Annotated in this window: 11 protein-coding genes; 5 read left to right on the forward strand and 6 right to left on the reverse strand. The window is 69.1% G+C overall.

The genetic code is table 11. The annotated features are described in order from the left end of the window. The first annotated feature begins 6 nt into the window (after positions 1-6). Both B9A95_RS32750 and B9A95_RS27015 read left to right on the forward strand, forming a co-directional pair. A complete protein-coding gene (locus tag B9A95_RS32750; RefSeq protein ID WP_139807001.1) occupies positions 7-747 on the forward strand; it encodes a hypothetical protein in 741 nt (246 codons plus the stop codon). Positions 748-906: 159 nt separating this feature from the next. Further along, positions 907-3,270 carry a penicillin acylase family protein gene (locus B9A95_RS27015; protein ID WP_084050157.1) on the forward strand — a complete coding sequence of 788 codons (2,364 nt, stop codon included), beginning with the start codon at positions 907-909 and terminating at the stop codon, positions 3,268-3,270. A gap of 19 nt (positions 3,271-3,289) precedes the next feature. On the opposite strand, the gene B9A95_RS27020 is transcribed toward B9A95_RS27015, so the two are convergent. Next, entirely contained in the window at positions 3,290-3,715 is a 426-nt protein-coding gene (locus B9A95_RS27020) for a secondary thiamine-phosphate synthase enzyme YjbQ (RefSeq protein ID WP_084051010.1), read from the reverse strand. Between the two features lie 102 nt (positions 3,716-3,817). Here B9A95_RS27020 and B9A95_RS27025 point away from each other — a divergent pair, with 102 nt between their 5' ends. Next, complete coding sequence (locus B9A95_RS27025) at positions 3,818-5,191, forward strand: DUF4403 family protein (protein ID WP_084050160.1); 1,374 nt, start codon at positions 3,818-3,820, stop codon at positions 5,189-5,191. 31 nt (positions 5,192-5,222) lie between these two features. Here B9A95_RS27025 and B9A95_RS34225 read toward each other — a convergent pair whose 3' ends face one another. From B9A95_RS34225 to pgeF, 5 genes are all read right to left on the reverse strand, one after another. Next, the gene (locus B9A95_RS34225) at positions 5,223-5,363 is read right to left on the reverse strand and encodes a hypothetical protein (protein ID WP_170928784.1); all 141 of its coding nucleotides are present in this window, start codon (positions 5,361-5,363) and stop codon (positions 5,223-5,225) included. A gap of 343 nt (positions 5,364-5,706) precedes the next feature. After that, on the reverse strand, positions 5,707-6,921 hold the full coding sequence (locus tag B9A95_RS27035) for a type IV pilus twitching motility protein PilT (RefSeq protein ID WP_084050165.1): 1,215 nt from the start codon (positions 6,919-6,921) through the stop codon (positions 5,707-5,709). A gap of 99 nt (positions 6,922-7,020) precedes the next feature. Continuing rightward, complete coding sequence (locus B9A95_RS27040) at positions 7,021-9,696, reverse strand: type II/IV secretion system protein (RefSeq protein WP_084050168.1); 2,676 nt, start codon at positions 9,694-9,696, stop codon at positions 7,021-7,023. A 77-nt stretch (positions 9,697-9,773) separates the two neighbouring features. Beyond that, positions 9,774-10,274, reverse strand: coding sequence for a YqeG family HAD IIIA-type phosphatase (locus tag B9A95_RS27045; protein WP_084050171.1), 501 nt, complete (start codon positions 10,272-10,274; stop codon positions 9,774-9,776). After that, complete coding sequence (pgeF, locus tag B9A95_RS27050) at positions 10,271-11,053, reverse strand: peptidoglycan editing factor PgeF (RefSeq protein WP_084050174.1); 783 nt, start codon at positions 11,051-11,053, stop codon at positions 10,271-10,273. The genes B9A95_RS27045 and pgeF overlap by 4 nt, the downstream gene beginning before the upstream one ends. 119 nt (positions 11,054-11,172) lie before the next feature. Between pgeF and B9A95_RS27055 the strand changes: the two genes are divergently transcribed. After that, entirely contained in the window at positions 11,173-11,958 is a 786-nt protein-coding gene (locus B9A95_RS27055; RefSeq protein ID WP_084050177.1) for an enoyl-ACP reductase FabI, read from the forward strand. A 56-nt stretch (positions 11,959-12,014) separates the two neighbouring features. Then, positions 12,015-12,476 carry a cysteine hydrolase family protein gene (locus tag B9A95_RS27060; protein ID WP_084050180.1) on the forward strand — a complete coding sequence of 154 codons (462 nt, stop codon included), beginning with the start codon at positions 12,015-12,017 and terminating at the stop codon, positions 12,474-12,476. Positions 12,477-12,523: the final 47 nt, after the last annotated feature.

Here is a 12,523-nt window from a genome sequence, read left to right on the forward strand (position 1 = left end):
TCGGGAATGACCGCCCCGCCCACCAGCGCCACCCCACCAGGCGGGACTGGGCACTGCTCGCCGCCCGGTGCTTCAGTACCCCGGGCATCCTGGGCAGGCTGGCGGGTCAGGTGGGGCTGGATTCCTCCCCGGTCCTCGCGTGGCGCTCCGGGTTGGTGGTGGGGGAGGGCGACCCTGCTGGGCGCTGGGCCGATCTACACCCTCGTCACCTTCTGCTATTTCGGGGCCCTGACGCGCGTCACGGCGGGACTGCTGCTGTACCTCGTGCCTGCCTTCGTGGTCCTGTCCGTCTGGCTGACCGGGCACCGGCCCGACGCCGCCCGGTTGGGAGCGCTGGCCCTCGCCACCCTGGGATTGGGGCTGGTGATCGGCATTCCAGGTGCGGGGGACCGCGGCCCAGGGGGTGTCGTTCGCGGCCCTCTCCGCCGCGCGGAGCACGCTGCACCTACCCAGCACCGCGACGCCATGGAGCGTGATGCTCGGCATGGCCGTCATCGCCACCGTGCTCGCCGTGCCCTCCCAGTACCGCGCGGCCCACCTGGTGGCCGAGCCCTTGCGTGCGCCTGTGCTGCTGCTGGAGAGGGCGTGCACGGTGGCGGGAGCAGTGCTGGGGGGTGGGGCGCTCCCGGTCAACCCCTCTCTTCGGGCTGCAGCTGTCACTCCCCCCTGCCCGGGGCCCTCTCTGCTGCGCCAGCTCCACGGGTCTCTCCGGGGGAGGAGGTCAACAACCGCCGGCACAGGCCTTAAACAGAGCGGCCGCTCCGCGCGGCGGAGACGTGGTCCCGGTTGAGGAACGCGTAGGGCTACTCGCCGAGGGGACTGGGGAAAGCTGGAGTCGGGTCCCCCACCCTATCCTCCCCCACACCCGCCGCCGTATCCTGAACCCAGTTCAAGAAGGAGGCAAAAATGAGACTCCTCGCTCGCCTGGGACGCGGCCTGCTCTGGCTGCTGCTGCTCCTGCTGGCCGCTGCCCTCGCCCTGGTGCTGTGGCTCAAAGTCACCTCCACCCCTACCACGTCCGGCACCATTCGCCTGCAAGGACTCTCCGGCCCGGTGACCGTTACGCGCGACGCCTGGGGCGTGCCCCATATCCGTGCCCAGGCGTCCGACGAGGACGCGATGTTTGCCCTCGGTTTCGTCCACGCGCAGGACCGCGCGTGGCAGATGGACTTTCAGCGCCGGGTGTCGCAGGGGCGGCTCTCGGAGGTGCTGGGCAAGCCTGCACTCCCGCAAGACCGCTTTCTGCGGACCTGGGGCTTTTACCGCGCGGCCCAGTCGGCCCTGCCCGCCCTGTCGGAACGTTCGCGCCTGATGGTGCGGGCCTACACGGCGGGCGTGAACGCGGGCTTCGCGTCTGGAAAGGCGGCCCCCGAGTTCCGCATCCTGGGCTACACCCCCGAACCCTGGACCGACGTGGACTCCATTGCCTGGAGCAAGCTGATGGCCTTTGACCTGGGCGGCAACTGGGAAGAGGAAGTGCTGGGCAGCCGTGTGGTGGGGCGTCTGGGCGAGCGTGGGCTGAACGAGGTGATGCCGCCCTACCCGGAGGACGCCCCCACCGTCCTCAGCGCCGACGAACTGAAGCGGACGGGGCCGCGGGTGCAGGCCAGCCGTCCAGCCGCTGTTTCCCTACCGCCCGCCACCCTCCGCGCCTTTCAGGCCCATCTGGACGCCGCCCGCGCCCTGGGCATGCAACCCGTTCCCGGCAAGGGCAGCAACGACTGGGTGATCGGCGGAACGCACACGGCGAGCGGCAAACCCATCCTGGCCGACGATCCGCACCTGGCGCTCACCAGCCCCATGCTGTGGTATCTGGCGGATGTACAGGGACCGACACTGAAGGCCATCGGCGCGAGCATTCCGGGCCTCCCCGGCATCGTTATCGGGCGCAACGAGCGCGTGGCCTGGGGCGTGACGAACGTGAATCCCGACGTACAGGACCTGTATGTGGAGCCGGACGACGCCAGATTCACCACCCGCACCGAGGTCATCAAAGTCAAGGGCAGTGCGGACGAGCGCCTCACCGTCCGCGAGAGTGCCCACGGTCCGGTCATCTCAGACGTGGGGGCGGGCGACGTGGGGCCGCGGGTGGCGCTGAAATGGACAGCCCTGCAGCCCCGCGATACCACCCTGGACGCCTTTTTAGGCCTGAACTACGCGCAGAACTGGGCGGACTTCACCCGGGCCCTGTCGCGCTACGTGGCCCCCAGCCAGAACTTCGTGTATGCGGACGTGGACGGCAATACGGGCTACTATGCGCCGGGCCGGATACCCACGCGCAAAGGCTGGGACGGGAGCCTCCCCGTTCCTGGCGACGGACGGCACGAATGGACGGGCACGGTTCCCTTCGCCCGCCTGCCGCACACCTACAATCCGGCAGACGGCCTGGTGGTCACGGCCAACAACAAGGTGGTGCCCGGCAGTTTCCCCTTTACGCTGGCAAACGACCGCAACTGGGCCGAGCCGTACCGCGCCGAGCGCATCACGCAGCTCCTGACCGCTCAACCCACGGGCCTGACCGTGGAAGACGTGAAGCGGGTGCAGCTCGACACGGTCAGTCTGGTGTGGCGGGACCTGAAACCGCTGCTCCTCGCCACGCGGCCTGACGGGGACCCCAGCCGCCAGATGCTGCAGCGCCTGAAGACCTGGGACGGCAACGAGCGGGCCGACCGCGCGGAACCCGCCATCTTCGAGGCGTGGCTTTCCGAGTTGCAGGGGATGGCGGGCGACGAACTGGGCGAGGGCACCCGGATCAACAGCCTCGCCGTGCGGAACATGCTCCGGGCAGACGGCGAACTGTGCCGCAACGAGGCCGCCACTGGGGAGAATTGCGCGGACCTGCTCACCGCCTCCCTCAAACGCGCCGCCGACACCCTCGGCGCTCGCCTCGGCTCCGACGTTTCGGGTTGGACCTACGGCAAGGTGCATACGGTGGCGTCCAACCACCGCGCCTTCGGCGGCGTGAAGGCGCTGGCGTGGCTGTTCAACCACTCGGCCCCCACCAACGGCGGCACCAATACCGTGAACGTTGCCCGGCCGGAGCCCGGTACCCTGCGGCAGACGCACGGCCCGAGCTACCGCCAGATCGTGGACCTCTCGGACATGAACCGCAGCGTGTACGTAGGCAGTCTGGGCCAGAGCGGCAGCCCTTTTGGGAACCACGTCACCGATCAGCAAAAACTCTGGGTGGCGGGGGGGTACATCCCCATGAGTACGGCGGCGCAGGACTGGGGCAAGGCGAGCACGCTGACGCTGACGCCGGAACGGTAAGTCGCTGGGTGATGTCGGCCTACCCCTCCTCGCCCTGCAGGGTCAGCACCAGGCGGCGGGACCCACCCCCGTCCCGGTGCTCGCACAGATAGATGCCCTGCCAGGTCCCCAGCGCCAGCCGCCCGCCCTGCACGGGCAGCGTCAGCGCGGGGCCGAGCAGGGCCGCCTTGATGTGCGCGGGCATATCGTCGGGACCCTCCAGGGTGTGCTCGAACGCGGGCCACCCGTCTGGCACGAGGTGATTGAAGTACCGCTCGAAGTCGCGCCGCACGTCGCCAGAGGCGTTCTCGTTCAGGGCGAGGCTGGCCGAGGTGTGCGTGATGAAAACGTGCAGCACACCCACCCGCACGCGGGCGAGTTCGGGCAGGGCCCCCTGCACCTCACGCGTGATGAGGTGAAAGCCGCGCGAGAAGGGCCGGAGGCGGAGGTCACGTTGCGCCCACATGCGCTGAGGGTACGGCACGGCGGGGAACTCGGTTTCGGATAGCCGCGTACCTCGTCTCATGCGCTCCCCCTCATTCGGCCCCGCTAGCCTGGGCCAGACGCCATGCGACGCCTCCTCCTGCCCGCCCTGCTCTCTGCGCTGATGACTGCCCCTCCTGCTGGAGCCCTCTCCACCATTACCCTGCCCGTCACCGTACCCCTCGCCGGGGTGCAGGCAGCGGCCAACGCCCGCGTGCCCTCCGAGTTCGCCCGGCTGGAAGAGACGCGCACCTTCCTGGGCGGCCTGCTGAGTGCGCGCCTTACCGGCACAGTCACGCGCGCCGCGCACGTCAGCGTGCAGCCCACCCCAGAAGGTGACGGCCTGACCCTCAGCGTGCCCATCACGGCCAAGTTCCGCGCCGAACCCGCTGGGCTCGGTCAGGCCCTGGCCCGCGACTTCGGCGGCAGCGCCGTGATCCGCCTGCGGGTGAGGCCCACCGTCACGCCTGACTGGGAGGCAGACGTGGGGGTGAGCGGCACGTACACTTGGACCGATCCGCTGAGTGTGGACCTGGGGCAGGGCGTGAAAGTCAGCGTGCAGTCGCTCGTGGACGGACAGGTCCGGGCACAACTCGACCGGGTGGCAGCGGACGTGGCGCGGGCGGTACGGGAAGGTGCAGATCTGCGGCGACGGGCCGGAACCCTGTGGGCGCGGGTGCAGCAGCCCTGGACGCTGCCCTTGGCCGAGCCCACCTACGCCCGCGTCCTGCCCCGCAGCCTGACGGTCACGCCCTTCCGCTTTACCCCGGAAGCGCTGAAGTTGACGGTGGGAGCCGCCCTCGACCTCTCGGCAGGGCTGGGGCAGGTGCAGGCGTCCCCGCCCACGCCCCTGCCCCCGCTGAAGATCGCCCCCCTGCCAGCCTCGGGCGTGGACCTTCAGGTTCCCGTGCGCCTGCCCTACGCCGAACTGTCGGACCTGGCTTCCCGCCGTGCGACCCAGCAAACGCTCACGCTGGCGGTGCCCCTCTCCCCCACCCTGAGGGTGAGCCGGGTGGTCGTCTCGCCCCGGGGAAGCCAACTCAACGTCGCCGTCGGCGTGGTGATCTCGGGTCCCCTGGGCCTGAGCGTACGGGCCACGGCCGACGTGACCGGAACGCCCACCGTGGACGCAAGTGGGCACCTCGTCACGCTGGGCGGCGTTACCGTTACCACCCGGCGCGAGGGTCTAACCGGGCGGGTGATCGGCTGGCTGGCCGACGAGCGGGCGCAGGCGTACCTGACCCGCGCAGCGCGTTTCGACCTGGCCCCCAGGCTGGCGAAAGTGCGGGCGCAGGTTCAGGCCAGGCTGCCCTTTACGCCCGCGCCCGGGGTGCAACTCCTCGGCCACGCCGGCCCGTTGCGTCTCAGCAGCATTCGGGTCACGCCGCAGGCCCTCGTCGTCACCGGGGCCAGCACCGGGGACCTCACGGCGTCGGTGGATGTGGGGGCGCTGCGGTAGCGGGCCGGGGACAGCATCGACAACACCAGCGTCAGGGCCTGTCGATGAGGTTCGGAAGTGCGCTCAGTCCTCCGCCTCGCGCCGGGTAGACCGTGTCCTGGGGGTGACGGGCGCGCATCACCTCGTCCGGCAAGAGGCCGAGCAGGTGCGCCCGCAGCAGTCTGCCCGTCATCCCGTACGGCACGGCCGGTACGTCCCCGGGCCCGTCGTCCGCGATCCATTCCAATGCATGGCGAACCCAGGGGCGAGGCCGGTTCGCAGCTCTCGCCCCTGGGAAAGGGAGCGCGGTACTTGTCCTGCGCCCGGGCAGCGCCAAACGCAGGAAAGTGGGCCTGCCGCTCGGATTCAAGCAGCCCGGCCACCTCGGCCAACCCCGGCAGGAGCGCGCTCCACAGGCCCAGATAGCGGCACCCTCGCGGGGGTGCCGGCCTGCCGGCGACCCAATGCGGTCAACGTGGCGGGCCACCCGGTCTGGCCGTGGCGCAGCCACCACCCACCACAGGCGAGGTCTGTCCTCAACGTCGCCCGAGGGGCGGCGTGGAGCCCGTTGCGGGCGCGGCGCGGCCCGTGCCGTCCCGGCCTCCCGCGCCGTAGTTCGCCTGCGGCTGGGCTGGGGCAGCGGCGGGGGCCGTATACGAGGCTCCACCCGTGCCCGCGCTGGGATCGTTGGCGAGGCGGGCGAATTCCTTGGGGTCCACCGCGCGCGACACGCCGGTGTCGTAGGAGATGATGCGGCGGCGGTAGAGGTTGGCCATGTAGGCGTCCATCGTAACCATGCCCTCGCGCGCGCCGGTCTGCATGGTGGACACGATCTGGAAAGTCTTGCCCTCGCGGATCAGCGCCCTCACGGCGGGGTTGGCGATCAGGAGTTCGTAGGCCAGCACGCGCCCAGGGCCGTCGGCACGCGGGAGGAGCTGCTGGGTCATCACGGCGACGAGGTTGTTGGCGAGCTGCACGCGAATCTGTTCCTGCTGCTCTTCAGGAAACACGTCCACGATGCGGTCGATGGATTCGGGAGCCGAGTTGGTGTGCAGGGTACCCATCACGAGGTGCCCCGTCTCAGCCGCAGTGACGGCGGCCTTGATGGTCTCGTAGTCACGCATCTCGCCCACCAGGATCACGTCGGGGGCCTGACGCAGCACGGCGCGCAGGGCGTCGCTGAACGTCATTGTGTCCGCGCCGATCTCGCGCTGGTTGATGATGCTTTCCTTGTGCACGTGCATGAACTCTATGGGGTCTTCGATGGTCACGATGTGCAACTTGCGGTTGGCGTTGATGTAATCGATCATCGCGGCCAGCGTGGTGCTCTTGCCCGAACCCGTTGGGCCGGTCACCAGCACCAGGCCGCGCGGCGAGTTGGCAATGTCGATGACCTGCTGCGGCAGGCCCATCTCCTGCGCGCTCTTGATCTGCGTGGGGATCAGACGCATCACTCCGCCCACATAGCCGCGCTGCATAAAGGTGTTCACGCGGAAGCGGGCCTTCTCACCAAGGGCGAAGGAAAAGTCGAGTTCACGCTTTTCCTCGAAAATGCGCTGCTGGCGCTCGTTCATCATGGAGTACATCAGCTTGCGCGTCTCGGTCCCGGTCAGGGGCGGTGAACCGGCCGTCTCGTACACGCCGTGCAGCTTGAACTGCGGCGGCAGCCCCACGGTGAGAATCACGTCGGACGCGCCCTTCTCGGCGGCGTAACGCAGGATGTCGGTGATGTCGGGGCCGGGCTGGGTCATGGGGGTCCTCCGGGGAAAGGTGGGGCGAAGACGTGAACGGGGAGCGGGCAGGAAACGGGGCAGGTGAGGGAAGCGAATTTCATTGTGCCTCCCCAACCCTTAACTGCTCGTCACAGCCAGCACTTCCTCCAGGGTGGTGATCCCCGTGAGCGCCTTTTCGATGCCGTCCTGGCGCAGGCTCCGCATGTTGCTTTCCCCGATGGCCACGTCGCGCAAATCGGCGGCCGTCTTGCCGGCCCCGATGGCGCGCCGCAGCGGCTCGTCGATCACCATCAGCTCGTGGATGCCCATACGGCCCTTGTAGCCGGTACCGCCGCAGCGGGCGCAGCCCGAGCCGCGCATCAGCGTCGCGCCGCGCACCTCGGCTTCATTGACGCCCAGGCGCCGCAGCACCTCGGGGTCGGCGTTGGTGGGCTGCTTGCACTCGGTGCACACCCGGCGCACCAACCGCTGGGCCAAGACGCCCGCCACCGAGGCCGCGATGTTGAAGTGCTCCACGCCCATCTCCTCCAGACGGGTGATCGCGCCGGGGGCGTCGTTGGTGTGCAGCGTCGCCAGCACCAGGTGACCGGTCAGCGCCGCCTCGGTGGCGATCTTGGCCGTCTCGGCGTCGCGAATCTCGCCCACGAAGATAATGTCGGGGTCCTGCCGCAGAAAGGCGCGCAGCGCGCGGGCGAAGGTCATGCCCGCCGCCATGTTCACCTGCGACTGGACGATGCCCGGGATCTCGTATTCGATGGGGTCTTCGATGGTCGAGGTGTTCTTTTCCGGCTTGGCAATGCGCTTCAAGGTCGAAAAGCTGGTAAAGGACTTGCCCGAACCCGTGGGCCCGGTCACCAGAAAGATGCCGTTGGGCCGGTCGATCACGTCCAGGTAGCGCTGGAAGTTGTGGCCCGAGAAGCCGAGCTGCTCGACTTCGGGAATGTTCTCGGCCTTTTGCAGGAGGCGCATCACGGCTTTTTCTCCGTACACCGTGGGCAGCGTGCTCAGGCGCAGGTCCATATCGATGCTGCCCTTGCGAAAGCGCACGCGGCCGTCCTGGGGAATACGCCGCTCGGCGATGTCGAGGTTGCCCATGATCTTGATGCGCGCCAAGACGCTCTGGGCGCTGCCCTTGGGCAACTCGGGCTGCTCGCGCAGCGCACCGTCCACCCGGTAACGCACCCGCAAGGAGGTCTGGGTGGGCTCAATGTGGATGTCGGACGCTTCTTGCAGCGCGGCCTCGCGGATCAGGTTGTCCACCACGCGCACCACGGCGTTGTCGTCGAGCCCCGCGGAGAGGTCGATCTCGGCTTCCTTTTGCGCCTCACGGCTCTTGCTCTCGGCCACCAAGCGCTGGTTGAGGTTCGCCATGTCCTTGCTGCCGAAATAACGCTCGATCAGGCGCACGATGTCCTTTTCGGACATCACGGCCGGAACGATGTCGCGCCCGGTCAGCAGCTTGAGGTCGTCGAGCGCGAACACGTTGCGCGGGTCTTTCATCGCAACCACGAGCGAACTGCCCTGCATCCGCACCGGCACGACCACGTAACGCCGTGCCGTCGCCTCCGGAATCAGCAGGGCCACCTGGGCGTCAGGCGGGTTCTGGACGGGATCGAGGTACTCGTAGCCCAGCTGCGTGGCGAGCGACCGCGCCAGCATCTCCTGGCTGAGCTTGCCCGACTGCACCAGCGTGTCTTCCAGGCGGCCGCCCCCGGTGTTTTGCTTGCGCAGCGCCGTGTCGATCTCGTCCACCGTGGAAAAGCCAAGCTCCACGATGACCTCGCCGAGCGGTTTGACCTTGCCGCCACGCGCCTGCACCTGCAGCGCCTCGCGCAGCTGCGCCCGGGTCAGGGTGCCCTGCTGGACCATCTGCTCGCCCAGACGCACGCGCTGCGGGTAGTAACGTTCGATCAGCGCTTCCACGTCGCGGGGCTTGGCCAGCACGAGGTTGACCGGCTGCCCGACAAGCGCCTCGATGTCCTCCCGGCGGCGGGGATCGGAGGCTGCCACCGACAGCCCCTGCGGGGTCTCCTCGAGGGGCACCGCCGAGAGCCGCAGCGCGTCGGCACGCAGCATGCTGCCCAGCACGTCCTCACCGGGATGAACGCTCCCCGGCACGCTGAGGTAAGGCACGCCGGCCTGCTCGGCCAGCACCTCGTACAGCTGGTCTTCGGTCAGCAGCCCCCGCGCCACCAGGACCGCCTCCAGCCCCTCACCGCTCTGCTGCTGCGCTTCGACGGCCTCCTGCAGCTGCGCCTCGGTCAGCAGGCCCTTGCCCAGCACAATCTGCCCGAAGGAACTGAAGCCGCGCCGGTCCTCGCTGGCCTCCGCGGGCGTGACCGGGGTGAGCCCCAGTTCGGGGTAGTAGGTGGCGAGCGACCACTGCACGTGCTCGCGCAGCGCCTGGTACGGCTCGATCTCCAGACCACTGTCGTCTTCCAGCGCCTCAATGGCGGCGTTTGACAGGGGATCGACGAGCGCCACGCGCAGGGTGCCGTTCTCGAGGGCAAAGGGAAACGCCTGCATCTGCATCGCCGTTTGCGCCCGCACCGCCGCCAGCGCCTGGGCCTCGGGGATCACGACGAGCAGGTTGACAAGCGGAATGCCCAGCGATTCCTCGATGGCGCGGGCAATGCGCTTTTCGGCCACCTGGCCGGAATCGATCAGGATGTCGGCCAGTCGCCCGCCAACTTCGGCGTGGCGCACCAGCGCTTTTTGCAGGTCCGTGTCGCTCACGTACCCCTGTTCGAGCAAGATGGCGCCCAGGCGCCGGTCACCGATGGAAAGAGCCACTTCATGTCCTCCGTATGCGCTGCCAAAGTCTGTGCAGGTGTGATGGGTGCGGCTGGCCGAACTTCAGGGCGTCCACCTCAGGTTCTCCAGTCGTGGCCGTAGCGTTTCAAGACCGCGCGTTCGAGCCGCCGGGCCGCGCGGGTGTGCGGCAGGGCATTGACGGCCAGGGGACGCACGAGGATGGTGTGCATCCCTGACAGGTTGCCACCCAGCACGTCGGTGAATAGTTGATCGCCCACCATCCCCACCTGGTGCGCGGGCAGGCCGATCCGCTCCAGCGCCTGCCGAAAGGACCGGGGATGGGGTTTGCCCGCCATCCCGACGCCTTCAAAGCCCAGCCGCTCCAGCCAGAAGCGGGCGCGCGAAGTCGTGGCGTTGCTGAGCAGGTACATCCGGGTACCCGCGCGGCGCAGTTCGGCGGCCCAGGTCATCACGTCCGCGCGCTCCTCGTAGCTGCCGTAGGGAATCAGCGTATTGTCGAGGTCCAGCAGCAGCCCGCGCAGTCCGCGCGCCGCCAGAAACTCGGGGGTGATGGCGCGCACGTGGTCCAGCACGTCCGCCGGGCGCAGCAGGCTCACGCCTGGTCTCCGGTCCGGGCGGCAGGCACAGGCCGGCCAATCACGGCCCACATCCGCCCCGTGCGCCCCGCGTCTCGCCGGTACGAGTAGAAGTCGGGTTCGGTGGAGCAGCGCCCGCTGAGCCAGATGGACTCGGGGCTCAGCCCCGCCTCCAGCAGGGCAGTCCGGTTGGCCCCCGCGAGATCAAGGTGGGGCTGACCGTCCCGCTCCAGCACGTGGGCGCCCAGCCCGGCTTCCCGAAACTGCCGCGCCACGTCACCTCCCACCGGGTAACGCTCGCCGCAGATGCCGGGGCCAACGGCGGCGCGAATGCAGGCCACGTCTGCTCCGCGCGCCACCATCGCCTCCACGGTCCGCGCCGCAATCCGCCCCAGTGTGCCGCGCCAGCCTGCGTGCGCCGCGCCCACCACACCCGCCGCCTCGTCGGCGAGCAGCACGGGAAAGCAGTCGGCCGTGCCGATGGCGAGCAGCAGCCCGGCCTGGGCCGAGACGAGCGCGTCGCCCTCCTGCACCCCGGGGCGGGCCTCCCGCACCTCCAGGCCGTGAACCTGGTTCAGCCGGGCCACCCGCTCAGGCCCGAAGCCCAGGGCCTGCGTCAGTCGGCGGCGGTTCTCGGCCACGGCCCGGGGATCGTCCTCACGGTCATCGAGGTTCAGACCGCCTTCAGTAGACGCGGCGTAAACACCGGTAGAAACGCCACCCGAACGCGTGGTGAACGCGTGCGGCAGGGACAGCACCGGGGCATGCAGCAGCATCAGGGAGGCAGTATCGCGTTTCATCTCTCACCAGATTCTGACGCGTCAATCCCCCACCGGGGGTCACCCCCATCACGCCTTAAGGTCTCCCCTTTTGCACCCGCTTCAACATCGCTCCCCGCCGCGTTGCTACAGTCGCCCTCATGAGCGTAACAGTGGACCTTTCCGGCAAGACCGCCCTGGTGATGGGCGTCGCCAACGCCCGCAGCCTCGGCTGGGCCATCGCCGAACAACTCCTCGCAGCGGGCTGTCAGGTGGGCTTTTCCTACCAGGGTGAGCGCCTGAAACCCGAACTCGACAAGCTCTTGGTGGGCCGCGAAGGCGTGTGGTCCCAGCAGGCCGACGCCACAGTGGAAGAAGACCTGACGTCCCTCTTCGGCCGCGTGAAGGAAGAGTTCGGGCACCTGGACTACCTGGTTCACTCCATCGCCTTTGCGCCGCGATCCGCCATGGAAGGCCGCTTCGTGGACACCACGCCTGAGGACTGGAACACGGCCCTCACGGTAAGCGCCTACACGCTGGTCAGCACCGCCCGGCATGCCGAGCCCCTGCTGCGCTCGGGCGGCTCCATCATCAGCCTGACGTACCACGCCTCCCAGAAGGTGGTGCCCAAGTACAACGTGATGGGCGTGGCGAAGGCGGCGCTGGAGGCCGCCACCCGTTACCTCGCGGCCGAACTGGGCGGGGCGGGCATCCGGGTGAACACGGTCAGCGCCGGACCGATGCGGACCATTGCCGCGCGCTCCATTCCCGGCTTCGGCACGATGTACGAGAAGGCCGCCGCCAGCGCGCCCCTGGGCCGCAACGCGACGCCCGAGGAGGTGGGCAAGCTCTCGCTCTTCCTGCTCTCGGACCTGGGCAGCGGCGTGACCGGCCAGACGGTGTATGTGGACGCCGGATCGAGCATCATGAGCATGAAGCTGGACTGAGCGCCCCTTCCCTTCTGGAAGAGCCGCGAAAGACAGCGCCGGTTAAGCTGTCACCCATGAACAACCCCTCGACAGCGCTCGTGCTGCTGACCACGCAGCGCCATCATCTGGAGTCCCGGCCGGACGAGCGGGCCGTGGCACGCCTGTGGCGGATGCGGGTGGAGGCGGCGCGCGCGGTGGGGCAGGTGATCGTGCACGTGCAGTGGGACGGCGCGCCCGGGACCCTCGGCGAGACCTTTTCTCGCGGCTGGGTGCACCATCCCGACTTCCGGGTGGAGGAACGCGACCTGCGGGTGCGGGCGCGGGGGGAAGACGCCTTTGCGGGCAGCGACCTCGACACCGACCTGCGCCGCGCCGGGGTGCGGCACCTCGAACTCCTCGCGCTGCCGGGAGCGGAGGTGCTGGACGCCACCGCCGAGTCGGCGCGCGAGCTGGGCTACGGGGTGACGGTACCCGGTGACCTGCCCCGCGTGCCGCCCGTCCGCACGGTCCGCGATCAGCAGGAACCCGGCGCGTAAACGGCCATCCCGCAGGCAGCGGCAAGACAATCTCTTTTTGGAAAGTG

The sequence above is a fragment of the Deinococcus hopiensis KR-140 genome (assembly GCF_900176165.1).
GTDB classification, from domain to species: Bacteria; Deinococcota; Deinococci; order Deinococcales; family Deinococcaceae; genus Deinococcus; species Deinococcus hopiensis.